This window comes from Nonomuraea wenchangensis (genome assembly GCF_900111685.1).
Classification (GTDB): Bacteria; Actinomycetota; Actinomycetes; order Streptosporangiales; family Streptosporangiaceae; genus Nonomuraea; species Nonomuraea wenchangensis.
In genome coordinates this window covers 12854-36176 of the sequence record NZ_FOHX01000029.1, presented here as the reverse complement: position 1 = coordinate 36176, position 23323 = coordinate 12854, and the positions used below count along the sequence as shown (strand labels likewise).

The window sequence follows — 23323 nt, the reverse complement described above, 5'->3', positions numbered from 1 at the left end:
GTCGGGTAGCCCGATCTCGAGCGCTTCACGGATTTTCGCTCGGTCGGAGCGGATGCGGCCGCTGGCTGCGGAAGTGCCGCTGGCGGCGGCGGGTGGGTCCAGCTTTACCGGCCGGCCTTCACTGGCCCGGGGAATCTGCTCGCGGGGGGTCAGTCCGCCAGCAACTGGCTGACGGTGACCGCGTTGAGGCCGCGCCGGCGCAGGCCGTCCAGAACACGCGGCAGAGCGGTCAGGGTATCGGGGTGGCCCAGGTGCAGGCTCACGATGGAGCCGGGCTGTACGGCGTGCAGGATGTTGCTGGTGATCGCCGCCGCGCCGGGGTCTGTGTAGTCGAGCGAGTCGACGTCGTAGGACAGGCATGTGGGGTAACCCGCCCGAGTCGCGAGTGCGCGGACCAGCGGGGTGGCGTGCGCGCTGGCGGAGGGGCGGAACCAGGAGCCGATGGATCCGGTCAGGTGGTGCAGGCGGGCCGCGCACTCCCGGATCTCCCGGTCGGCGTCGTGGGCGTTCATCGCCGAGATATCGAGGTGGTGCATGGTGTGATTGCCCAGGTCGTGTCCGGCGCCGGCGACGCGGTCGGCGATCGACGGGGTCAGCCAGGTGCCGACGGCCAGGACCGTCGCGTGTGCTTCCTCCCGCTCGATCGTGGTCAGGACCTGCTCGGCCAGCCGGGGTGCTCCGGCACCGTGGAAGGTCAGCGCCACCAGGGGACGGCTGCGGGAACCGTGGACGACCTCCTGCGGCAGCCGCCGCGATGTCGCCGCCACCGAGGGGGAGGGAGTCGGTGTTGCCGTGCCTACCGGGGCCGCGCTGCGGGATGGTGGTGGTGGGGGTGCACAGGCAGAAGCGGTCAGTGCGCCGGCGGCGGCCAGGAAACGGCGTCGTCCGATCATCGGAACACTCCGGTGTGGCCCAGGGAGTAGCGTCCTGGCTGGGGGTAGACGCACAGGCCGTGCGGCCCGGCGCCCACCTTGATCTTGCGAAGGAGCTTGCCGGTCGAGGTGGAGATCACGTAGACGGCCCTGTGGTAGCGGCCGCTCAGCCAAAGCTGCCTGCCGTCGGCCGAGACGCCGCCCATGTCGGGTGACCCGCCGCCGGGGAGCCGCCACTTGGCGATCTTCTTGCGGGTGGCGAAGGAGACCACGGAGACCGATCCCTCGCCCCGGTTGGACACGTACAGGACGCGGGAGTCGCGGCTGACGTACAGGCCGTGCGCCCCCTTGCCCGTGCGCAGGAAGCCGACCTTGGCCAGGGTGCGGGCGTCCACGAGCCACAGCCCGCCCGCGGCCATGTCCGCGCAATAGAACAGGGTGCCGTCAGGGGAGAGCTTCACGTCCTGCGGCATGTTCGCCGCTCCCACGTCGATGATCTTGACAACTTTCGCGGCTCGCCAGTCGATGGCCAGCAGCTGGCCGGAGAATTCGCAGCTGACCAGGAAGACGCTGCCGTCGGCGGTGAAGTCGCCGTGGTTCACGCCTTTGCAGGGCAACTCCAGGGAGTGGTCGAGTCTCATCGTGTGCGGGTCGCGGAAGTCCAGCCGGTTGAGCCGTTCGGCCATCACCAGCGCGTACGAGCCATCGGGGCTGAAGTACAGGTTGTACGGGTCTTCGACGTGAACCGGTTTGCCTGGTTCGCCGGTGGCCGTGTCGATCGGAGTCAGTGTGTTGCCGTCGTTGTTGTTGACCCACAAGGTCTTCAGGTCCCAGGAGGGGACGACGTGCTGGGGGCGCCTGCCGACCCGATACGTTTTGATGATCTTGTACGTGGCCGGGTCGATCACGTCTACGGTGTTGTCCTGGCTGTTGGGCACGTACACCCGCGCGGGAACGTGCGCCACCCCTGGGCTCAGCAGGCCGGGACGATCGTGGGCGTAGACGTCCAGCGCGGCGGCGGAAGGCGCTAGAGAGTCGTGCGCCCTCAAGGGAGGCTTCGCGGGGATGGTCGGAACCGCCGAGGGGCCCGACGTCGTGCTGCAGGAGGCCACACCCGCGAGCACAATGACCATTACCACAAGCAGCCGCATCGGCTCAGATTAGGGAGCCTAAGATGAGCGCGGGGATGAGGCGCGGTTAACGGAACACTGACCTTTGCCTGGTTACCATCCGCGCATGAATGTGCCGGCGAGTACGACCGGCGCGTATCGCCTCGTTGCAGGTCAAGCGCCGCCACCGCTTCGCGAACAGGGCTGCAGCTGTTCGCCCCCTCTCGCCAAGGTGGGGCCGCATAAGAAGAGCGGTCCCAGCAGCCGCCGCCGTCGTTGAACGGGGCGTGATGAGCCTCCCTGGCCCGGCCGGCTCGGACATGGACGGGCCGTCCCGACCGCCTGCGTGCGGGCGGCCGCCCATCTCGTCGCGGTCTCCGTGATGATCGCCTGAGTGGTCGCCTCCTTCACCGCTGCGGCGGGGTTCATTGTGCTCATGTACGGTGTGGCTTCCTCTACCGCGGGCCGGCGCATTACTCGCGGTCGGAAGACATGGTGGGGGGCGGTGCCGATCGCGGCGGGCGCCGTGCCGGTGCCGGCGATGCCGGCCGTGAGTGGGCCGATCTCCATGGACGGGATCTTGGTGATCCCCACCGCGGGGATCCTGGCGCTGGTGGAGGGATATGCCTGGTGCTGGAGGCTCATGACAGCGCCGCAGGCCGGGCGGGCGGCTGGGTTCCGAACAGACTGGCGGCGAGCTTCTGCAGCAGGCTGTAGGCCAGGATCGGCACGAGGACCTGCGGACGGTGCGCGAACCAGCTTGTGGCCAGGACCGCCGCCGCGCTGGTGTTGTTCATGCCGGTGGCGAAGGTGAGGGAGATGCCGTCAGGAGTGTCGCATCTAGTCCATCGGGACATCCACCTGCCGACGAGGAAGGACAGGCAGCAGACCGCACCGGCCACGCCGACGGCCAGGGCCAGGAAGTCAGGGTCGGGGGGCGACAGCGCCTGCCCGAGCGCGCCGGAGGCGTTGAGATAGCACAGCAGCAGGATGTTCACGATGTTGACCAGCTTGACGACCGGCGCGATGCGTGCCGCTCGCCGCTCCCCGAGCATGGCCCGCGCAAGGATCCCGGCCAGAGAGGGCAGCACGATCAAGGCCAGCGCGAACGCGCCCGCGCCCGCTGTCCCGGCCAGCCTGTCGAGCCGCGCCGTGTCGTCAAGGGTACCGGCGCCCCCTGGTCCGACCAGGGCGGCGGACACGGTCAGCCCCCACGGAACCGTGACAGGGCTGAGCAGCGTCGAGCCCACGACCATGGCGACCACCAAGGGAACGTTGCCTCCAGCGTTCTGCCCCCATGACGCCGCACCGCCGGCGATCGGCATGGCCAGCACCAGCAGCAGCCCGACCGCGAGGCACTCCACCTCCGCGGAGTCGGGCCAGGCCCGCAGGCACATCGCAGCAACCGGCAGAAGCACCACAGGCAGGAGCGCGTTCATCGCCACACCCGACGCCAGCCGCAGGGGCCGGCCCACGACGGCGCGCAGATCCCGTACCCGTATTCCGAGACCGGCGGTCGACAACATCACAGCCAGCAAGATCATGGGCGCCGTGACCGGACCACCCGGTCCAAGCGCCATCGCCCGCAGAGCCTCGCCCGGCCGCGGTGCGACGGCAGCCAGCAGATAGCAGACGATCATCAACGCGAGCAGCCGCCGCTGCACCGCGCCCACCACCAGGTTGATCATCTGAGCAACCTATCGATTACTGTCAGTGACCAGAATTTCGGGGGGCAGGAACTGGCGCACCCTACTGACGGACTCACCAGGGCCCAATCACGAAATATGTGCCTGATCCGATTGGCCTTGCGTCCGGCCGACGTAGCCAGCCCAGCGAGAGCGCGACACCCTGCTGGTGACCCGCATGGGACAGGACAGGTTGCAGGGCGTCAGTAGAAGACCGTCATCTCCGTGTGGATCGCCAGATCCCGACCGCGACAAGAATGACCACCGCCGCAAGGACGAGGGTCCCGATCAAGGCTTGGGTGAAGTCGTAGTGCGGCAGGTTGGTGAGCGCCCAGGCGAAGAACACGCCGGCGGTGAATGGCCTCGGCGGCGGAAGGCAGGCAGGACGCAGCGCTGTCGGCAGAAAGGCACGGCTCGCGGCATGGGCCGCGCGAGGTGGGCGGGAACGCTGGACGCTGCTGGTGGGGCGCATCATTGACCTCCCTTTGTTCAACGCCGAGGCATGCACGCTCCTTCCATAAGGACACCGTCTCGCTACGGCCCGGCGAAGCCGTGGAGATCATCACCCGGTTCGACGGCTACGGCTGCACTGGGTACCTCTCATTAGCTCGTGAACAGAGCTAATGTTTGAGTATGGGCAGCACGGATCTCCCCGACGCTCTCGCGGGCGTACTGACCGGTATCCAGCGGCTCCTGCGGCGCAGGCTGCGCCGCGCGCTGACCGGGCCGCGGTTGCGCGGCGCCCAGGTCGAGCTGCTGCGGCTGGTCTCCGCCAACCCCGGCATCGGCGTCTCGGCGGCGGCCAGGGAGCTCTTCCTGGCCGGAAACTCGGTGTCCACGCTGGTCAATCAGCTCACGACGGCCGGGTTGCTGCGCCGTGAGACCGGCCACGACGACCGCCGTTCCGCCCGGTTGCTGCCCACCCCCGAGGCCGAGGCGCGGCTGCGCGCCTGGGAGGAGCGGCGCGCGGCGCTCATCCGCGAGCAGGTGGAGCGGCTCAGCGAGGAGGACCGGACCGCGCTGGCCGCCGCGCTCCCGGCGCTGCGCAGGCTCGCCGAGGGCCTGCACGAGGAGGTGGGGACGGCATGAGGGACGGTACGCCGACGACAGGTGACGCGGTCACCTGCACCGGCCTGCGCTATTCGTTCGGCCAGACCAGGGCCGTCGACGGCGTCGACCTGACGGTCACCGCCGGAGAGGTGTTCGGCCTGCTCGGCCCCAACGGGGCGGGCAAAACCACCGCGATCCGGTGCGTGACCACGCTGCTGCCCGTCCCGTCCGGGATGGTGCGGGTCTTCGGACACGACGCGGCCACCGAGAAGATGGCGGTGCGCCGCCTGCTCGGCTACGTGCCCCAGCAACTGTCGGCGGACGCGAGCCTCACAGGCCGGGAGAACGTCTCCCTGTTCGCCCGCGTGTTCGACGTCCCCCGGCGCGAGCGCGCGGGCCGGGTCGGCCAGGCGCTGGAGGCCGTCGGGCTGGCCGACGCCGCCGACCGGATGGCCGGCACTTACTCCGGCGGCATGGTGCGCCGCCTCGAACTCGCCCAGGCTCTGGTCAGCGCGCCCCGCCTGCTCATGCTGGACGAGCCGACGATCGGGCTCGACCCCATCGCCCGCACCAGCGTCTGGGAGCACATCATGGCGGTGCGCGCCGCCACCGGGATGACCGTGCTGGTCACCACGCACTACATGGACGAGGCCGAACAGTACTGCGACCGGGTCGCGCTCATGCACAAGGGACGCGTACGAGCTCTCGGCACCCCGGAGCGGCTCATCGCCGATCTGCGCGAGCGGCGCGGTGACGGCTCGGTCCCGACACTGGAGGACGTGTTCCGCGACGTCGCCGGAAGCGGCCTCGACGAAGAGGGAGGGGAGTTCCGCGATGTCCGCCGCACCCGCAACACCGCCTCCCGCGTCGGCTGACAGCACCGGCGCGGGCGGCCTCGACCTGCTGCTCGTTCCGCCGCGCGCCCGTACGGGGTGGCGCGTGCTGCCCGCCAGGGTCGCCGCCATGTGCGTCGTGGAGCTGCAGAAGCTGCGCCACGACCGCACCGAGCTGTACACCCGCGCGATCCAGCCCGCCCTGTGGCTGCTGATCTTCGGTGAGACCTTCACCCGCATCAAGCTGATCCCGAGCGACGGCATCCCGTACCTGGACTATCTGGCCCCCGGGATCATCGCGCAGTCCACGATGTTCATCGCCATCTTCTACGGCATCCAGATCATCTGGGAGCGCGACTCGGGGGTCCTGACCAAGCTCCTGGTCACGCCGACCCCGCGAGCCGCGCTGGTCACCGGCAAGGCCTTCGCCGCCGGGGTGAAGGCGATGATCCAGGCGGTGGTCGTCATGGTCATCGCCGCGCTCCTGGGCGTGAGCATGACCTGGAACCCGCTGCGCCTGGCCGGCGTGATCGTGGCCGTGCTGCTCGGCTCGGCGTTCTTCTCCTGCCTGTCGGTGACGATCGCCGGGATCGTCCTGACCCGCGACCGGCTGATGGGCATCGGGCAGGCGATCACGATGCCGCTGTTCTTCGCGTCCAACGCGCTCTACCCGACCACGGCCATGCCGGCCTGGCTGCAGTACGTCAGCGCCGTCAACCCGCTCAGCTACCAGGTCGACGCGCTGCGCGGACTGCTGCTCGGCGTGCCCTCGCACCTGCCGCTGGACTTCGCGGTGCTGTTCGCGGCCACGGCGATCGGCATCACGGCGGCGTCCGTGCTGCTGGGGAGGCTGGCACGATGATCCCGCGGGACTCGGCGTCCGCCACGCGTCAGGGGATGTGCGCCGCCCGCTGAGTGGGCTCGCTCGGGAGGTCACATGTCGGGCACGGCCCGGTCACCATGTGGCCCGGGCCCGAACGTCCTCACCGATCCTTCCGTCGGAAAAATCATGACACGTCACCGTGTACTTCTCGCCGCCCTGCCGCTGTCCGCCGTCCTCCTGACAGCCGCCTGCGGCGCAACAGGCACGATCGCCTCCGGCGCGCCCGAACGGGGGTCCGAAGCCCAGGCGCAGCCGGGGTTACGCGCGGGCAGCGTCGACGACAACGCCGCCTTCACCGCCTACCTGGACTACCGCAAGAAGTTCACCGACAGCGGCCAGGAGGTGCGCGACGCCGATGTCAGCGGGCGCAGGATCGTGACCGTGACGGACCGGCGCGGCCGGCCGCTGTTCGGCGCCACCGTACGGGCTGGGGATCAGCAGGCGCGCACCTACGCCGACGGGCGCGCGCTGATCTTCGGTGACGGCCGGATCACCGTCTCGTACGGCGGAGCCACCGCCGCGGCCACCGGCCAGGCGCCCAAGGTCAAGCTGCCCGTCACCGCTCCGCAGGGCCGGGCCAAGCTGCAGGTGCTGTTCCTTATCGACACCACCGGCTCGATGGGCGACGAGATCGGCCGCCTCACCGCCAGTGTCGACTCGGTCGCCGCACGCATCGCCAAGCTGTCGGCGGCGCCCGAACTGGAGCTCGGCATGACGCTCTACCGCGACAAGGGCGACGAGTACGTCACCAGGACCACCGACTTCACCGCCGACGTGGGAACGTTCCGCGAGCAGCTCACCGCGGTGCGGGCCGAAGGCGGCGGCGACACTCCCGAGGACCTGAACGCGGCGCTCGCCGAGGCGCTGGCCAAGCCGGCCTGGCGCGAGGACGCGGTCAAGCTGGTCTTCCTCATCGCCGACGCCCCGCCGCACCTCGACTACGACGGGCCGGACTACCTGGCCGAGGCCCGCCGGGCCGCAGCACGCGGCATCAAGATCGAGCCGATCGCCTCGTCGGGCCTGGACGACCAGGGCGAGTACATCTACCGCCAGCTCGCCCAGCTCACCATGGGCCGCTTCACCTTCCTCACGTACGGGGCCGACAGCGTCTCGCCGGGCGACAAGACCGACCATCACGTCTCGGAGTACGCCGTGCTGGCCCTGGACGACCTGGTGGTCAAGCTGGTCGCCGACGAGCTGAAGGGGTTCCGGTAGTAATTGCGCTGGCTTCGACCACGCTAGCTGCGCACTGAGGCGATGCGGCAGCCAACGCCCTGCTGATGTTTCCCGCAGCACGCTGCTGCGCCGGCTGGGCGGCTCGCGCCAGGCCCTGGATGAGGCGGTACGCGCCGCCGGTGTGGATCCCGGGGGTCAGCGCCCGGTGCGCGACCGGGCAATTCGCAGGATCAGCACCGCCTGGGCAAAGCATCCCAGCCCTGCTTGACGCATTCGGAAGGGTCGAGGCCGAGGCCAGAGGCCTAGCGCACACCGGACAGGATCAGGCTGCCGAGCTCCCGGTAGCGCTGCTTATGTGAAGGCGGTGACGCCCTCGTATTCGCCTTGGCGTGCTTGGCCGGTCACCTCGTATTCGAGCAGCAGCAGGCCGTTCGGCGTGGCCTCGTGATGGAGCAGGTGGAGGCCGGACGGGGTGCCTGCGCCGGTCAGTAGCCGTCGGCCGGTCCGGAGGACGGCGGGGGCGACCACGAGGCGGAGCGTGTCGATCAGGCCCGCCGACAGCAGTGAGTCGCCCAGGCGGGCGCTGCCGTGGATCTGGAGTTCCCGGCCTGGCTGTGCCTTGAGTTCGGTGACCGCGTGGACCGGGTCGCCCTTGAGGATGATCGCGGGGTTCCAGGCCCCTTCGGTGAGGGTGTTCGTCACGACGTACTTCGGCAGGGTGTTCATCCGCTCGGCGAAGGGGTCGGCAGGATCGGTGATCTTCGGCCAGTCGCGTGCGAACGCCTCGTAGGTCCGTCGGCCGAGCAGCAGGCCGTCGGCGAGGTCGAGCCAGTCGGAGGCGCGCTGGACGAACGTCCCGTCCAGGTGGGGGACGAGCCAGCCGCCACGGATGAATCCGTCGCTGGTGTCCTCGTCCGGCGAGCCGGGTCCCTGGCTGACCCCGTCGAGCGTGACGAACTCGGTGAGAGTGATCTTCATCGCTTAGCCATGCTCTCGGTGAGAGCGGCCAACTGGCCGGCGGCCGTCCCCCAACCCTCGGCGAAGCCGAGCTTCTCGTGATGAGCGCGGGCCTCCGGGTCGCCGTGCCGGACGACGATCCGGTAGTCCGTGCCATCCGGGTGATCGTTCATCGTGATCGTGGCGGTCATCGGGACCGGGGCGGGGCTCGCGGGCCGCCACGCGCTGTCGATCGCATTGGTGAAAACGATCCGCTCGAGCTCGTCCACGGCGAGGAAGCACGCGTCCAGGTGCGGGACGAACGCGGCCCCGTCGTCACTCAGCCGCGTCACGAACGCCCCGCCGGGCCGCAGGTCCAGGCGGTCCACCCGGCAACGGGACGGAGCCGGGACCCACCACTGCTCAAGCCGGGACGGGTCGGTCCAGGCCCTCCACACGGTCGCGCGCGGGGCGCGGATGATCCGCTCCACGCCAAGGTCGAGATCGGGATTCACTGCGTGTTCTCCTCCGGGTCGGTGACCAACTGTTCGAGGCGGTCGGTGCGCTCCCCCCAGATCCGGCGCTGCTCCGCGAGCCAATCGTCGACCAGGGCGAGCCGCTCGCGGTTGAGCACGCAAGTGCGCACTCGGCCGGACTTGACCGTGCGGATCAGCCCGTTCGATTCGAGCGTCCGCACGTGCTTCATGAACGAGGGAAGGGTCATCGGGAACTCGCGGGCGAGGTCGCCGACGCTCGTGGGCCCGTGGCCGAGGCGCCGGACGACGGCGCGCCGGGTGGGGTCGGCGAGGGCGACGAACAGCCCGTCGAGCTGCTCCGAATACTGTGCCACGCGGCTAAGTATCGCAGCCCCGCAATAGTTAGCGCAAGGGCTAACTGTCGAGCTGCACAGGCGATCACCAACCGTCACCGAGAGAAGGGCTCAGGGAGCTGTTAACTGCTCGTCAGCCGCATCGGTGTCAATGCCACCGACTACCCGCGCTACCAACGGAGGGCGATGCGTGCACGCGGTCCATGTTCGGCTCGGCCATCGTCTGATCGGCCCCCCTTCGGCTGGTGCCCCCCTGCTGTCCCGAAAACCGTCCCGAAACTCAACGCCCCACCCACGGTTTCGGGGCGGATTTCGATTTCCGAAGTCGACTGCGCGAATGTCCATAGTCCTTTGCGCACGGGCGGCTTGAGTGGTGACCGGTCTGGTGCGTTTGGTGACGACGCAGCGGGGCGCGGGGGAATGCGGGTCGTCTGTGAGGGCTGGCGGATGTTCCACCAACGACCGGCATCGGGGAGGTGGTCCTACCGGGGGCGATGCTTGGAGGGTTCGGGCTGGTCGGCGATCCAGCGCAGCAGCCGGAAGGCGCGTTCGCTGAGACGGTCGGAGCCGAACAGGGCGGTGTGGACGGTCCAGGCGGCAGCGGTAGTGAGGGCGGCCAGGCGGCCGTATCGCAATCTGGATCGGGACATGCTTCGATACCAGCGGGTGGGCACCGGTTGAGTCCGGTAAACCTGGCCACCCCCGGGTCATCCGGGGTCGCCCTGGGAGACGCCAGCGAAACATGACCCAGGCCGTCTGTTTCCTCCCTCGATCCGCGTGCGGCTGTTTACGCTGTGGCCAGCAGGCGGCGTAAGGCCCGCAGCAGCGGCTCGACCTGCTCACTCCAGTCCGGCAGTCGCTTGCGGCGCCCGCCGACCAGCGTCTCCGACGGTCGTTTGGGGGATGCCGGACTCCCGCTGCAGCCACGCGGCCGGTGGGTTACATGCCGCAGCATGGGCCCGCGCCAGGTACCCAGCAAAGGCTTGCATGCCCTGGCCGGAGTCGGCTGGCGGCTGGCGGCTGGCGGCTGGCGGCTGGCGGCTGGCGGCTGGGCCATCCTCCTCCCTGCCCCTGTCTCTGCCCGAGGGGATCGTGGTGACGGGCCCCTCGAAAATCCGGGTCGGGATGTAGGGCGATCATTCGCGGCCGGGCGTCGCCGGCCCGTCCGCCTTGAGCTTGGCCGACCACATGGCCGGCGCGTTGTGGCTGGCGGGGAAGAAGCGAGGTTCGTAGGCGATCATTCCGGTAATGCTGATCTGGATGTCCATGTGCGGCCCTTTCGCTCCCTGATTCCCTGGTGGTGGGGCGTGGGGAAGGTGACGGATTTCGTACGCCTTCGACAGCTGTGAAGGATCACGGAGTGGCCGCCCTCATGTCACATCGATCTTCCCTTTCGGGCGTCAAGGTGACGAACGGGTTCAAACCCGTACACCACTCCCATGGACGCTAACGAAGCAATCTGCGGGTCGGGCAAAAGACCAGCACCGGCGGGTGCGCCGGTCTGGCGCATGGTGTCTAGGCGGGCACCTCTTAAATCTTGCGTCGACAGCTGGGTTGCAAGGAGGTCGGGTTCATCGGCGCCAACCGGTAGTCCAATGATGTTCTTGCTCATCTAGCTTCGAAACCTTATGCCTCGCCGATAGCATCTTGGCCCTGCGGCTCGGCTTCGGTTCAGCGGCCGGGGTGCGACACAGCGACGACGACAGCGGAGTGGGGCGCATGCTCGAAGGCCGGTGGACCACTGTCACCGAGTCCGAGTTCGATCACGAGCGCCGCGGGCTGGAGGCCATCCGCAAGAAGCTGCCGGACGGCGAGCCGTGGCGGGCTTGGTCGAACTTCACCTTCACCGCCTACGCCGGCCACGTGCGCGAGGTCGATCTGCTGGTCGTTACTCCCGGCGGCGTGCACATGGTCGAGCTCAAGGACTGGCGCGGCAGTCTCACCACCGAGAACGGTACCTGGGTGCAGACCACCAAGGAGGGCCGCCGCGTCCCTCATGGCAATCCGCTGCACCTGGTGGACAAGAAGGCCAAGGAGCTGGCGGCGCTGCTGGGGCAGTACGGCAGGCGCGTGTGGGTGTCCGCGGCGGTCTGCTTCACAGATTCCTCGCTCAAAATCCGCCTTCCGGCTCATGACCAGAACGGCGTCTACACGATCGACAAACTCGTGGAGATGCTGCGGCAGCCCGCGCGCGACGAGCGGCGGCGGCTCGCTGCGACCGACTCCCGGGAGATCAAGGGCGCGCTGGAACGGATAGGCATTCGTCGCAGCGACGCCGAATACAAGGTCGGCCCCTACCTCCTGGAGCGCAAGTCCTTCGACACCGGCCCCACCTGGGCCGACTACCTGGCCCGTCACGCCGAGCTGCCCGAGCTCGCTCGCGTCCGCATCTACCTGCGCGAGCGCGGATCGGACGCCTCGATCCGCGCGTCGGTGGAGAACGCCGCCCGGCGCGAGGCCGCCGTTCTACGCCGTTTCCGCCACCCCTGCGTGGTCCAGCTGAAACAGTACGACCCTTCTGGCCACTCGGCCGGCCCCGCACTGATCTTCGATTACCACCCGCAGACCCTCCGCTTGGACGAATACCTGGTCCAGTACGGGGACAAGCTCGACATCCTCGCTCGGATGGCCCTGGTCCGGCAGCTAGCCGAGACGATGCGTTCGGCGCATTCCAGCCGTATCCATCACCGTGCGCTGGCCGCCCGCTCCGTACACGTGATTCCCCGCAATCGAGGCCGCAAGGACCATGCCATCGGGGAGGAGGCCGCCTGGCTCGCTCCACGCCTGCAGATCTCCGATTGGCAGATCGCCACTCAGCGCAGCGGGAGCGGGCCGTCGCAGGGCATGACGCGGTTCGCCCCGACGGCCCTGTCTGCGATCCACGTGTCCGAGGGTTCGGACCCGTACCTCGCGCCCGAGCTGACCGCGATGAACCCGGATCCGATCGCCCTCGACGTTTACGGGCTCGGCGTGCTCACCTACCTGCTGGCGACCGGCAGGCCCCCGGCCGCGAGTCAGGCCGAGCTGCTGGCACGGCTGGAGGCGGGGGAGGGACTGCGGCCCAGCGCGATCGTGGACGGCTTGTCGGAGGACATCGACGAGCTGGTGCAGGCCGCGACCGCTTACCGGCCGGAACGTCGGCTCGCCACAGTCGATGAGTTCCTGGAGATGCTGGAGTACGTCGAGGACGCGCTCACCACTCCCGCCGCCGACACCGGTACGGCGCAGATTCCGGACAAGGATCCTTTGGAGGCCGTCGCGGGCGACGTGCTGGCCGGTCGCTGGGAGGTACGGCGTCGCCTGGGCACCGGCTCGACGAGCCGTGCCTTCCTCGTTCGCGACTTGCAGGCGGGTCGGGCGGTGCGGGGCGCGCGTGCGCTCGCGGTGCTGAAGGTCGCCCTGTCCGACAGCCGCGGCGAGGTTCTGGCCCGCGAGGCCGAGGTCATGGGACGGCTTCGTCCCGACTCGCGCATCATCCGCCTGGTCGAGCCGGAGCCGCTGGTCATCGGTGGGCGTACGGTCCTCGTCCTGGAATATGTCGGTGACGAACGCGACCCGGACGAGAACGGGGAGACCGCGGGCGGCACCCGCCGCCGCGAAGAAACCGTGGCGCGGCAGTTGCGCGAGAGTGGCCGGCTCCAGGTCGACCAGCTGGAGGCGTACGGCGACTACCTTTTCGGTGCCGTCGACTTCCTGGAGGGCGAAGGTGTGTGGCACCGCGACATCAAGCCGGACAACATCGCCATCCGTGTCCGCCCCAACCGCACCCGGGAGCTGGTGCTGATCGACTTCTCGCTGGCCGGATACCCGGTACAGGAAACGGACGCCGGCACGGACGGTTACCTCGACCCGTTCATCGGCACGCTGACGCGTTCGGTGTACGACGCCCACGCCGAGCGGTACGCCGTCGCGGTCACATTGCACGAGATGGCCTCCGGCGAACTACCCAAGTGGAGTGACGGCAAGGTCTCGGCTCGACAGACCGACCCGGAGGAGTGGCCGTACCCGGCGATCGCCGCCGATGCCTTCGACCCCGCGATCCGCGACGGGCTTGTCGCGTTCTTCCGTAAGGCTCTGCACCGGGACGTGGCGCACCGTTTCCGGGATCTCAAGCCCATGCGGGACGCCTGGAAAAAGCTCTTCCTGGACATGTCGGAATCGGCGCCATCCGACCCGCGCGGCTCCCTGCATCCGGCACCTGCCCGATCCGAGCAGGCCGATCCGGCAGAGGGTGCCCCGGCGATCGCCGCCGCCGAGCCGGAGTCCGCCGAGCAGCAGCGTGACCGGCTCGCCGCCGAGGTGACGCGCGACACGCACCTGTCCGCCTCCGGTCTGACTCCGGCCGCTGAGTCGTTCCTGTACGGGCTGGGCGTGACAACGGTGGGCGAGCTGTTGGACTACAGCCAGCGCAACCTCATCAATGCTCCGGGCTTGGGCGCCAAGACGCGCAACGAGATCCAGCGCCGCCAGCGGGAGTGGGGTGAGCGGCTGCGCCAGAAGCCTGTCTCCCCGCTCACGCCCGAGGGCCGCCGCGAAGCGCAGGAGGAATTGGAGCGGCTCAGCGCGACCGAATCCGCTCTCGTGGACACCCTCGTCACCGGCGAGGGCGCGGATGACCTCTCACAGCGCGCCCTGCGCTCGGTCAGCCTCGACACCCTCGCGGCGCTGCTGGTGCCGGAGTTAAAGCAGAACGGGTCGAACCAGAACGAGGTCGAGATGGTGCGGCTGCTGCTGCGCCTGCCCAACGAGCGAGGTGAGCTGCCGGGCATCGGGGTCTGGCCGAAGCAGCGGGAGGTGGCCGACGCCCTCGGTCTCAGTCGTGGACGTATCCCGCAGATGCTGAAGACCCAGCGGATGCGGTGGAAGAAGCTCCCCGCGGTGCAGGCCCTGCGTGAGGAGATCCTGCAATCGCTGACCGGACTCGGCCGGGTGGCCGCGGCCGCGGAGATCGCCGACGTCCTGGCGGTACGGCGCGGCACCCGCATCAGGGATCGCGAGCAGCGCCGCGCGGTCGCCCTGGCCGCGGTGCGGGCCGTCGTGGAGGTCGAGCAGCTCGTCCCGGAGGACAGCGCGTTCCGGCACGCCGCCAACCGTGAGGCCGTGGACGAGGCGATGGGCGCGGGCCTGCTGGCTCTGGAGGTCGGCGAGGACGACTCGCCCGACACGCCGTCCGCGCCTGGTCTGCTCGACTACGCGCACCGTCTGGGCCGGGCCGCCGATCGCCTTGCCGAGCTGGACACGCTGCCGACCGCGACCATCGTGCTGAGCGAGCTGGGGGCGATCACCCCGCCGCCGGGCACGATCGAGTGGGACGAGCGTCGCATGGTCGAGCTGGCGGTGGCCGCGTCCCGGAACGCCGCCGCCACCCCGCGGCTGGAGATCTATCCCCGGAACCTGTCGTTGGTGCGGGCCCTTCGGCTCACGCAGGCGGGGCTGGTGCGGCTCACCCCCGGTGTGCCCGAGGGACGGCAGCCTGGCCTGACCGCTGAGGACATCCACGAGCGGGTGCGCGCCCGCTTTCCTGAGCTGACGGACGGCAGGGGCGGCTACGACCTGCCCGTCGGAGGAGCTCTGACCAAGGCGCTTCGGGACGCCGGATTCGACCTCACCCTATCCACTCGCGAGGACAGCGGAACTCCGCGTTATCTGCCCACGCGCATGGACGCCGCCTCCAGCTATCTCACCGTGCGCGCCTGGCGGCGCACGACGGCCGACGCCGGCATCACCCGCTACTCCGACGATCCGCAGATCGCGGCTGCGGTGCGCGCGGAGGAGCGGCTGGCCGCCTCGGTGCGACGGGACGGTTTCCGGGTGCTGACCGTGCGGGCCGGGCTGAGCAGACAGGCGGTCACCGAGCTCTCGAACGCGTCCGGCAGGTTCGGAGCGGAGGTGGTCTCGATGACCGGACTGTTCCTGGAGGTGATGCACGAGCTGGTGCCGCCGGGCACGAAGCCGACTTGGGAGACCATCCTCCGCGCGGACGTCGCCGAGCCCGGCACGCGGGCGGCGCTGAAACTCGCCGAGTACACCCGCACGGCTTGGGGCCGGATCGAGCCGCGAGTGCGTGAGCTCCTAGCGACGGGCACCGGCCCGGTGCTGCTGACGGACGCCGCGGTGTTCGCCCGCTATGACGCGATGGGGGTGCTGGACCGGCTCTCGGCGGCGGCGCGACAGGGGCTGCGCGGTCTGTGGCTGCTGTGTCCGCAGAGCGATTCCGGGCGTGAGCCGAAGCTGGGCACCGTCGCCGTGCCGTATCAGGCAGGACTGGGGGAGTGGATAGAGCTTCCGGACGCATGGATCAGTAACGAACATCGAGCAGGCGCGAAGAACCAGAGGACGTCGGAAGGAGCGAGATGATCGACCGCAAGGCTCTGCTGGAGGATCTGAAGCGACAGGTCAAGGCGGTCGAGACCGATCTCGCCAAGCAAGTCAAGGCGCTGCCGGAGGCGGGGGCGCGGCTGCGCTCCGAATACGACCAGGCCCGCAAACTGGGCCGTACGGCGGCGACCTGGACCTCCTGGCTCGATGAGCGTGTCACCCAGGTCGCGGTGGCGTGGGTGCTCGGCACGGTCTTCGTAAGGTTCTGCGAGGACAACCGACTCATCCCCGAGCCCTACCTGACGGCTCCGGAGACCGAGCGCCGGGACCTGGCCGAGGCGCGGTACGAAGCGTATGTCGAGGAGGACCCGGATCCGACGTATCGCGGCTGGTTGGAACGTGCCTTCGCGGAGCTGGGAGAGGGCCAGGCGGGTCGGCTGCTGTTCGACCGGGCGCACAACCCGCTCTTCCAGATCCCGATGAGCCACGACGGAGCGCGGGAGCTGGTCGAGTTCTGGCGCGAGCGGGACGAGACCGGTGTGCTGGTGCATGACTTCACCGATCCATTGAGCGAGGACGGCACCGAGGGCTGGGACACCCGCTTCCTGGGCGACCTGTACCAGGACCTGTCGGAGGCCGCACGTAAGACGTACGCGCTGCTGCAGACGCCGGAGTTCGTGGAGGAGTTCATCCTCGACCGGACGATGGACCCGGCGGTGCGCGAGTTTGGCTTCGAGGAGCTGAAGATGATCGACCCGACCTGCGGGTCGGGGCACTTCGTGCTGGGTACCTTCCGGCGATTGGTGCGGCTCTGGGCCGCGCGCCGACCGGATGCCGAACGGCATGAGCGGGTACGGGCGGCGCTGGATTCGGTACATGGCGTGGACGTGAACCCGTTCGCGGTGGCGATCGCGCGCTTCCGTCTTCTGGTCGCCGCGATGGCGGTCGCGGGCATGCGGACGATGACGGAGGCGGCCAAGTACGACTGGCCGATGCATCTCGCGGTTGGCGACTCCCTCATCAAGGAGCGACAACTCGAGCTGCCCCTGGGGGAGGAGGTGCCGCGAGATGTGCTGGCAGAGTTCGCCTACACCGTTGAGGACGTACACGAGTACCCGGGCATCTTGGAGCCGGGGCGTTACCACGTAGTGGTAGGGAACCCTCCGTACATCACGGTCAAGGACAAGAAGCTGAACGATCTGTACCGGGAACTGTACAGCACCTGCGCGGGAACGTATGCGCTATCGGTTCCGTTCGCCCAGCGCTTCTTCGAGCTGGCCAAGCGCGGTGACACCGACGGGCGTGGGTACGGAATCGTCGGCCAGATCACGGCGAATTCCTTCATGAAGCGGGAATTCGGTGTGAAGCTGATCGAGGATTTCTTCGCCCAGAAGGTCGAACTCACTGAGGTCATTGACACATCGGGGGCGTACATTCCGGGCCACGGGACACCGACAGTCATCCTAGTTGGCACGCGTCGATCAGGAAGGACCCGCTCGGAGACCGTTCGGACAGTTCGATCCGTTCAAGGTGAACCAATGATGCCAGAGAGTGCCAAGGAGGGGCTTGTCTGGCGTGCAATTGTGAACCAGATTGACCAACCCAGTTCGATTAGCGAGTGGGTTTCGGTAGAAGATCTCGGGCGTGATCGATACTTCGGCAAGCAGCCGTGGATTCTAGCCAATGGCGGCCTAGAGATGGTTGAGATTCTGAATCATCAGGCCCAGAAGAAACTGTCAGCAGTGACTGATGACATCGGCGCTGGGGCGGTTACTCGCGAAGACAGCGCCTATATGGTTGGGGCTGGTGCACTTAATAGACACCGGATTCCAAGACATCTCCAGCGACCACTTGTCGAGGGTTCCGAGGTTCGGGATTACCTTACCGGGAGCCCTGTGGTGTCGCTCTGGCCGTACGGCGAAGCCGATCTATGCGCGGAGACTTCTCCGCACACCGAGCAGTTCCTGTGGCCCTACCGTGTACTTCTGAGGAATCGCGTAGCCTTTGGGGCGACTCAGTTGGAGCGCGGCCTCAAATGGTTTGAGTACTCAATGTTCTTCAAGAAGCGCTATCAGGTGCCACTCTCAATTGCCTTCCCTTTTGTTTCAACTCATAATCATTTTGTCTTAGATAGGGGAGAAAAGGTATTTATTCGTACTGCACCGGTGATCAAGTTAAGGGAGGGAGAGAGCGAGGCCAAGCATCTGCGCCTGCTCGGTATTCTCAATAGCTCCACTGCCTGCTTCTGGCTCAAGATGGTGAGTCACGCGAAGGGGGGTAGTGGCCTTGGCCGTGGCATCCAGAGCGAAGCCTGGGAAGAACGCTACGAGTTCACTGGCACCAACCTGGAAGATTACCCACTACCTAATCAGTATCCTACATCTCTTGCTGCTCGCCTTGATAGACTGGCTCAAGATATAGCCACTACAAATCCTGCCTCTATAACAACCCGAACTCCCACCGTTGCCGCTCTCCGCGAAGCCAAGGCGAGATGGCACTTTGTCCGCGCCCAGATGATCGCCTTTCAGGAGGAACTGGATTGGCAGGTCTACTCCCTTTACAACCTCCATGACGAGGATGTGCGTACCCTTGATGAGTTTGACATTCCCGAGCTCGCCCTAGGCGAGCGGGCCTTTGAGATTGTTCTTGCCCGCAAAGTGGCCAAGGGAGCAGCATCCGACGAATGGTTCAGGCGGCATGGATCCACGCCCGTCACAGAGATCCCGGTTCACTGGCCTGAGCCGTACAAGCAGATCGTCCAAAAGCGCATCGACACCATCGAGTCCTCCCGCGCCATCGGCATGATCGAGCGACCCGAGTACAAGCGGCGCTGGGCCACTGAAGGGTGGGACGCACTGCAGGAGAAGGCGCTGCGTTCCTGGCTGCTGGACCGCATCGAAAAGCATGAGAACTGGTACGACGAGAACGGGCAGCCCGCCATCGTCACGCTCGCCCGGCTCACCGACGCACTCTCCCGTGACGAGGACTTCGTCTCCGTCGCGAGCATCTACGCGCCCCGACAAGAACTCGCGGCGCTCGTCGCCGACCTGATAACTGACGAGCACGTGCCGTTCCTCGCCGCTCTCCGTTATAAACCGAGCGGGTTGAAGAAGCGCGCTGACTGGGAGCATGTCTGGGACGTGCAGCGCCAGGAGGACGCTGCTCCGGACGAGCCGGCCAAGCGGAAGACACGTGACTCCATCCCCGTGCCGCCGAAGTACACCTCGGCCGACTTCATCAAGGCGTCGTACTGGCGGGCGCGCGGCAAACTCGACGTGCCCAAGGAGCGGTTCATCTCCTATCCCTCGACAGCCTCCGGCCTTCCTGACCTGTACGGCTGGGCAGGCTGGGACCATCGGGAGCAGGCACAGGCGCTGGCCACGTACTTCACAAACCAGCCCCTGACTACCGAGGAGATCGCCCCGTTCCTGGCGGGCCTGTTGGAGCTGCAGCCGTGGCTGTATCAGTGGCACCACGAGTTCGACGCGATGTACAGCGGCTCCCCAGCCGACTTCTTCTCGGGCTACCGGCAGCAGATTCAGGGCGAGCACGGCCTGACCGACGACGACCTGCGGAAGTGGCGGCCGACCGCGCCCGCGCGCGGCCGCCGCAGCGCCAAGAAGTGACCGGACGGGCTTCTGCGATCCAGTCCGGGGTGGCAGAGGCGCGCGGGATGGCAGAAGACAAGGAGAACGAGACAGGTCATGGCACAGCAGCCCCTCCTGAAGGATGTCATCGACATCAAGGAGTCCATTTCCACCTCGGACTTCGTGCTGAGCCTGGCCGAGGCGGTGACGCCCGAGGGCGCGGGACACGCCCTGAAGGACTACGTTGTCACCGACCGGTTGCTGAAGAACTTCGACGAGGCGCTCAGGCTGATCAAGTCCGCCCTCGACGGCCGCACGTCCAAGGCCGCCTACCTGCACGGCTCGTTCGGTTCCGGTAAGTCGCACTTCATGGCCGTGCTGTACGCGCTGCTCAGCGGAAACCGGGCGGTCCGATCACGCGGCGAGTTCGACTCCCTGCTGACCACGCATGACTGGCTGGAAGCGGACGGTAAGCGATTCCTGCTCGTGCCCTATCACATGCTCGGCGCCAAGGCCCTGGAGCAGCGGGTGCTCGGCGGCTACGTCAGCCACGTCAAGAAGCTGCACCCCGACGCGCCTATCCCACAGGTGTACCGGACCGACTCGCTGTTCACCGACATTCGGGCCATGCGCGCCCGGATGGGTGACGCGGCGGTCATCGGCGGGCTCGGCTCCGGTGGCGCAGAGGTCGACGAGGACGACGAGTGGGGCGAGTCGTTCGCCTGGACGCCCGAGCTGCTGGATGCGGCCTTGTCCGCCGAGGAGATGCACGACGGCGATACGGCGCTGGACCTGGTGCACCCGACCACCCCGGCCGAACTGCGGGCCAAGCTTGTGCAGGACGCGAGCACCAACCTGCTGCCAGGGTTCGCCAGGAACGCGGCCGAGGACGAGCACGGGTTCATCTCCCTCGACGCCGGCCTGTCCGTGATCGCTGAGCACGCCAAATCCCTGGGCTACCACGGCCTGATCCTCTTCATGGACGAGCTGATCTTGTGGCTGGCGACGCTCATTCACGACCAGAAATTCGTGGCCCGCGAAGCCAGCAAGATCACGAACTTCGTGGAAGGCGGAGACGCCCGGCGGGCCATCCCTGTCGTGTCGTTTATCGCCCGCCAGCGCGACCTGCGCGAGCTGGTCGGCGAGGAGGTGTCAGGCGCGGCGGAGTCATCGATCCAGGACACACTGAACCTCGCCTCGGGACGGTTCGACAAGATCACGCTCGAGGACCGGAACCTCCCGCAGATCGCGCACGCCCGCCTCCTGAACGCCAGGCCAGGCAAGGAGGCACTCGTCGACGCGGCGTTCGAGCAGACCAAGAGGGTCGGTTCGCAGGTATGGGACACACTGCTCGGCTCGGACTCCGGTACGACGGGAGCCGACGAGGAGTCGTTCCGGCTGACCTATCCCTTCTCTCCGGCCTTCATGGACACCCTGGTCCACATCTCCTCGGCGCTGCAGCGCTCCCGAACCGGTCTGAAGCTGATGGGGCAGCTGCTCGCCGCCCGTCGGGACGACCTGCGGCTCGGAGACCTGGTCCCGCTCGGGGACCTGTACCCAGTGATCGCCGACGGCGGCGACAAGCCGTTCGTGGACAGCTTGAAGGTGGTCTTCGAGGCCGCCGACAAGCTGTACAAGACCAAGCTCCGGCCCTATCTGCTGACCTCCTACGACGTCACCGAGGATGACATCGAGCGGTACCAGCACCGCCCCGGCAGCATCACTGACCCTGTGCTTGCCCAGCGCTGCAAGTCGTTCGTCGGTGACAACCGGCTGATCTGCACGCTGCTGCTGTCGGCGCTCGCGCCCAGCGTGCCCGCGCTCAGCGACCTGACGATCCGCCGCCTCGGCGCGCTCAACCACGGCTCGGTGACCGCGCCCATCCCGGGCAGCGAGGTCGGCATCATCAAGAGCAAGGTGGCCGAGTGGGCCGCCCGCTTCCCCGAGATCAAGGAGACCGGCACCGGCGCGAACGTCGGCGTGCGGCTGGAGCTGTCCGGTGTCGACGTCGACTCGGTGATCGCCAACGCCAACGTCAACAACAACCCCGGCAACCGGATGGCGCTCGTCAAACGACTGCTCGCCGAGGAGCTGGGGGTGGACCGCTCCGACGGCAGGCTCGGCGCCGACGACTTGAGCTTCGTCTGGCGCGGTTCCCACCGCTCGGTGGAAGTGATCTTCGGCAATATCGCCGACGAGGACGACCTGCCGGACCACGAGCTGCAGCCGCAGCTCGACGGCCGGTGGCGGCTCGTCGTCGATCTGCCCTTCGACGAGGGCGCGTACGGTCCCGTCGACGACGTCAACCGGATGCGTGCCCTGCGGGAGCGGCAGGGCGAGGCTGCCCTCACGGTCGCCTGGGTGCCCACGCACCTGTCCGCCCAGCGATTCGCGGACTTCTGCAGGCTGCTCGTCATCGACAAGGCGCTCGCCGACGACCACCGGTTCGCCACGCAGTATGCCGGCCACCTCAACGCCGACAACCGGGCCCGGGCCAAGGGACTGCTGGAGACCCAGCGCGCGGCCCTGGTCAGGCAGGTGAAGACCGCCTTCAAGCAGGCGTACGGCCTGGCGGACAAAAAGGCGTCCGACGTCGAGCTGGGTTTCGACGACCATCTCGTGGCGCTGCCCGACGTCGGCGGCCTGACCGTCTCCTTCGCCAAACCGATGCGCGAGGCCGTCAGGGACATCGCGGGCAAGCTGCTGGCCCACCAGTTCCCCGCGCACCCGGATCTCGACCGGGAGGGCACCGGCTTCGCGGTGAAACCGGCCGACGCCAGGACCGTCTTCCTCCACGTCCGGGCGGCAGCCGAAGCTCGCGACCGGCGAGTCGAGGTCCCCGAGAAGGACCGCAAGCTGATGAAGCGGGTGGCCGAGCCGCTGGAGCTCGGCCAGCAGAAGGAGGCGTACTTCGAGCTGTCCACCCGCTGGGCCGACCACTTCCGACGGATGGCGCAGACAGAGGGCATCACCGGCGACCTGAGTTTGATCACACTCGCCGGCTGGACGGACAAGCCGGACCGGCGAGGGCTGGAGCCGTTCCTGGCCAACCTGGTGGTCGCCGCGTTCGCGGAGATGGACGACCGGGTGTGGGTGCGCGGTGGAGTCCCGCTCGACCCGGCGCCCGAGCTGTCGCAGATCAAGCCGGGCGATGCGCTGCGCAGCCAGCCGCTCCCTGATGAGGGCGACTGGATGGAGGCTCGTTGGCGGTACGAGACCATCTTCGGGGAGAAGGCGCCGGCGCTGCGGCGCGGACGGATGGTCAACCAGTTCGCCCGGCAAACCGTCGAGAGCGCCCGCCTCTACCGGGAGCCCACGGCGGAGCTGGTCCGCCGGCTGGAGGCGCACGCCACGTTCCTCAGCCTTGACGAAACCGACGAGAAGGGCCGCCTGTCTCTCGCGCGGCGCGCGTGTGAGCTGTTGGAGAAGCTCGCGGCGACCGGACAGGGCGCGGCGGGCGCCAGTGGGGCGAAGAAGACCGTCGAGACCCTGGCCCGTTTCGACCTCGGCCAAGTGAACGCCGAGAGGTACGGGACCAGCGTCAAACGGGCGCACGACGTTGCGCAGGCGCTGGCCACGGCGGCCTGGGACACACTGGAGCTTGCCGAGGGACAGGGCGCAGAAGGGCAGGCGCTGCTACAGGTGCTGCGCGGTACAGCACAGGCCGATCAGCTGACGGCCGACCTCATCGACGCCCTAGACATGACTCGCCGCGAGGTCACCGCGCTGATCAAGCGCAACCAGCGGCCCGGGCCCACTCCTCCTCCGGTCGTTGTCGTCCCGCCGGGCGGCGGTGCCGACACCGTGGACCTGAGCGGCAAGAGCAGTCACCCGCCCGTGTCTGGCAAGGAGCCCGAACAGGGCTCCGGCACTGTGTCCCCTGCCGATCCCGTTCCCAGCGGCGTAAGACGGTCGGGCCGCAAGCAGGCCAAGGCGGCGCACGCCGACGAGGCGGTGGCCGAGCTGCGCAGGCAACTCGCCGAGCTGGCGGCCACCGAGCCGGGCGCCACTGTCGAGATCACCTGGCAGGTCGTGGATTGATGGC

The 23323-nt window shown here is 68.1% G+C and carries 17 protein-coding genes; 7 read left to right on the top strand and 10 right to left on the bottom strand.

The window, feature by feature from the left end; all coding sequences use genetic code 11:
- Positions 1 to 149 precede the first annotated feature (149 nt).
- From BMW85_RS46910 to BMW85_RS49115, 4 genes are all read right to left on the bottom strand, one after another.
- Positions 150 to 767: a polysaccharide deacetylase family protein gene (locus tag BMW85_RS46910; RefSeq protein ID WP_218156249.1), complete on the bottom strand. Its 618-nt coding sequence runs from the start codon at positions 765 to 767 to the stop codon at positions 150 to 152.
- Between the two features lie 122 nt (positions 768 to 889).
- A complete protein-coding gene (locus tag BMW85_RS46905; RefSeq protein WP_218156248.1) occupies positions 890 to 1921 on the bottom strand; it encodes a YVTN family beta-propeller repeat protein in 1032 nt (343 codons plus the stop codon).
- A 701-nt stretch (positions 1922 to 2622) separates the two neighbouring features.
- Positions 2623 to 3669 (bottom strand): bile acid:sodium symporter family protein, encoded by a 1047-nt coding sequence (locus BMW85_RS46900; RefSeq protein WP_091094250.1) that lies wholly within the window; start codon positions 3667 to 3669, stop codon positions 2623 to 2625.
- A gap of 214 nt (positions 3670 to 3883) precedes the next feature.
- Positions 3884 to 4141: a hypothetical protein gene (locus tag BMW85_RS49115; RefSeq protein ID WP_143082658.1), complete on the bottom strand. Its 258-nt coding sequence runs from the start codon at positions 4139 to 4141 to the stop codon at positions 3884 to 3886.
- A gap of 158 nt (positions 4142 to 4299) precedes the next feature.
- Between BMW85_RS49115 and BMW85_RS46895 the strand changes: the two genes are divergently transcribed.
- The 4 genes from BMW85_RS46895 (at position 4300) to BMW85_RS46880 (ending at position 7647) form a co-directional block, all read left to right on the top strand.
- Positions 4300 to 4755, top strand: a complete 456-nt coding sequence (locus BMW85_RS46895; RefSeq protein WP_091094249.1) for a MarR family winged helix-turn-helix transcriptional regulator — start codon at positions 4300 to 4302, stop codon at positions 4753 to 4755.
- Positions 4752 to 5591, top strand: a complete 840-nt coding sequence (locus BMW85_RS46890) for an ABC transporter ATP-binding protein (protein WP_091094248.1) — start codon at positions 4752 to 4754, stop codon at positions 5589 to 5591. The genes BMW85_RS46895 and BMW85_RS46890 overlap by 4 nt, the downstream gene beginning before the upstream one ends.
- The gene (locus BMW85_RS46885; protein ID WP_091094247.1) at positions 5551 to 6411 is read left to right on the top strand and encodes an ABC transporter permease; all 861 of its coding nucleotides are present in this window, start codon (positions 5551 to 5553) and stop codon (positions 6409 to 6411) included. Before BMW85_RS46890 ends, BMW85_RS46885 begins: the two co-directional genes overlap by 41 nt.
- A 147-nt stretch (positions 6412 to 6558) precedes the next feature.
- Positions 6559 to 7647, top strand: coding sequence for a VWA domain-containing protein (locus BMW85_RS46880; RefSeq protein WP_177241254.1), 1089 nt, complete (start codon positions 6559 to 6561; stop codon positions 7645 to 7647).
- Positions 7648 to 7959: 312 nt separating this feature from the next.
- Here the strand turns inward: BMW85_RS46880 and BMW85_RS46875 are convergent, their stop codons facing one another.
- The 6 genes from BMW85_RS46875 to BMW85_RS49110 form a co-directional block, all read right to left on the bottom strand.
- Complete coding sequence (locus tag BMW85_RS46875) at positions 7960 to 8586, bottom strand: dihydrofolate reductase family protein (protein ID WP_091094245.1); 627 nt, start codon at positions 8584 to 8586, stop codon at positions 7960 to 7962.
- On the bottom strand, positions 8583 to 9059 hold the full coding sequence (locus BMW85_RS46870) for an SRPBCC domain-containing protein (RefSeq protein WP_091094244.1): 477 nt from the start codon (positions 9057 to 9059) through the stop codon (positions 8583 to 8585). The genes BMW85_RS46875 and BMW85_RS46870 overlap by 4 nt, the downstream gene beginning before the upstream one ends.
- Positions 9056 to 9394 carry an ArsR/SmtB family transcription factor gene (locus tag BMW85_RS46865; RefSeq protein WP_091094243.1) on the bottom strand — a complete coding sequence of 113 codons (339 nt, stop codon included), beginning with the start codon at positions 9392 to 9394 and terminating at the stop codon, positions 9056 to 9058. The genes BMW85_RS46870 and BMW85_RS46865 overlap by 4 nt, the downstream gene beginning before the upstream one ends.
- 461 nt (positions 9395 to 9855) lie before the next feature.
- Positions 9856 to 10023, bottom strand: coding sequence for a hypothetical protein (locus BMW85_RS50235; RefSeq protein WP_177241253.1), 168 nt, complete (start codon positions 10021 to 10023; stop codon positions 9856 to 9858).
- Between the two features lie 486 nt (positions 10024 to 10509).
- The gene (locus BMW85_RS52255; RefSeq protein WP_281249705.1) at positions 10510 to 10641 is read right to left on the bottom strand and encodes a hypothetical protein; all 132 of its coding nucleotides are present in this window, start codon (positions 10639 to 10641) and stop codon (positions 10510 to 10512) included.
- 107 nt (positions 10642 to 10748) lie between these two features.
- Positions 10749 to 10985 carry a hypothetical protein gene (locus BMW85_RS49110; protein ID WP_143082657.1) on the bottom strand — a complete coding sequence of 79 codons (237 nt, stop codon included), beginning with the start codon at positions 10983 to 10985 and terminating at the stop codon, positions 10749 to 10751.
- Positions 10986 to 11092: 107 nt separating this feature from the next.
- Between BMW85_RS49110 and pglW the strand changes: the two genes are divergently transcribed.
- The 3 genes from pglW (at position 11093) to pglY (ending at position 23319) form a co-directional block, all read left to right on the top strand.
- Positions 11093 to 15730: a BREX system serine/threonine kinase PglW gene (gene pglW, locus BMW85_RS46860; protein ID WP_091094242.1), complete on the top strand. Its 4638-nt coding sequence runs from the start codon at positions 11093 to 11095 to the stop codon at positions 15728 to 15730.
- Positions 15727 to 19317: a BREX-2 system adenine-specific DNA-methyltransferase PglX gene (gene pglX, locus BMW85_RS46855; RefSeq protein ID WP_091094241.1), complete on the top strand. Its 3591-nt coding sequence runs from the start codon at positions 15727 to 15729 to the stop codon at positions 19315 to 19317. The genes pglW and pglX overlap by 4 nt, the downstream gene beginning before the upstream one ends.
- A gap of 78 nt (positions 19318 to 19395) precedes the next feature.
- Complete coding sequence (gene pglY / locus BMW85_RS46850; protein ID WP_091094240.1) at positions 19396 to 23319, top strand: BREX-2 system ATPase PglY; 3924 nt, start codon at positions 19396 to 19398, stop codon at positions 23317 to 23319.
- Positions 23320 to 23323 lie beyond the last annotated feature (4 nt).

Coding starts and splice junctions, on each gene's coding strand:
- pglW (WP_091094242.1), top strand. CDS start 11,093: ATGCTCGAAGGCCGGTGGACCACTGTCACCGAGTCCGAGTTCGATCAC.
- BMW85_RS46885 (WP_091094247.1), top strand. CDS start 5,551: ATGTCCGCCGCACCCGCAACACCGCCTCCCGCGTCGGCTGACAGCACC.
- BMW85_RS49110 (WP_143082657.1), bottom strand. CDS start 10,985: ATGAGCAAGAACATCATTGGACTACCGGTTGGCGCCGATGAACCCGAC.
- BMW85_RS46880 (WP_177241254.1), top strand. CDS start 6,559: ATGACACGTCACCGTGTACTTCTCGCCGCCCTGCCGCTGTCCGCCGTC.
- BMW85_RS50235 (WP_177241253.1), bottom strand. CDS start 10,023: ATGTCCCGATCCAGATTGCGATACGGCCGCCTGGCCGCCCTCACTACC.
- pglX (WP_091094241.1), top strand. CDS start 15,727: ATGATCGACCGCAAGGCTCTGCTGGAGGATCTGAAGCGACAGGTCAAG.
- BMW85_RS46900 (WP_091094250.1), bottom strand. CDS start 3,669: ATGATCAACCTGGTGGTGGGCGCGGTGCAGCGGCGGCTGCTCGCGTTG.
- BMW85_RS46895 (WP_091094249.1), top strand. CDS start 4,300: ATGGGCAGCACGGATCTCCCCGACGCTCTCGCGGGCGTACTGACCGGT.
- BMW85_RS46890 (WP_091094248.1), top strand. CDS start 4,752: ATGAGGGACGGTACGCCGACGACAGGTGACGCGGTCACCTGCACCGGC.
- BMW85_RS46875 (WP_091094245.1), bottom strand. CDS start 8,586: ATGAAGATCACTCTCACCGAGTTCGTCACGCTCGACGGGGTCAGCCAG.
- BMW85_RS52255 (WP_281249705.1), bottom strand. CDS start 10,641: ATGGACATCCAGATCAGCATTACCGGAATGATCGCCTACGAACCTCGC.
- BMW85_RS49115 (WP_143082658.1), bottom strand. CDS start 4,141: ATGATGCGCCCCACCAGCAGCGTCCAGCGTTCCCGCCCACCTCGCGCG.
- pglY (WP_091094240.1), top strand. CDS start 19,396: ATGGCACAGCAGCCCCTCCTGAAGGATGTCATCGACATCAAGGAGTCC.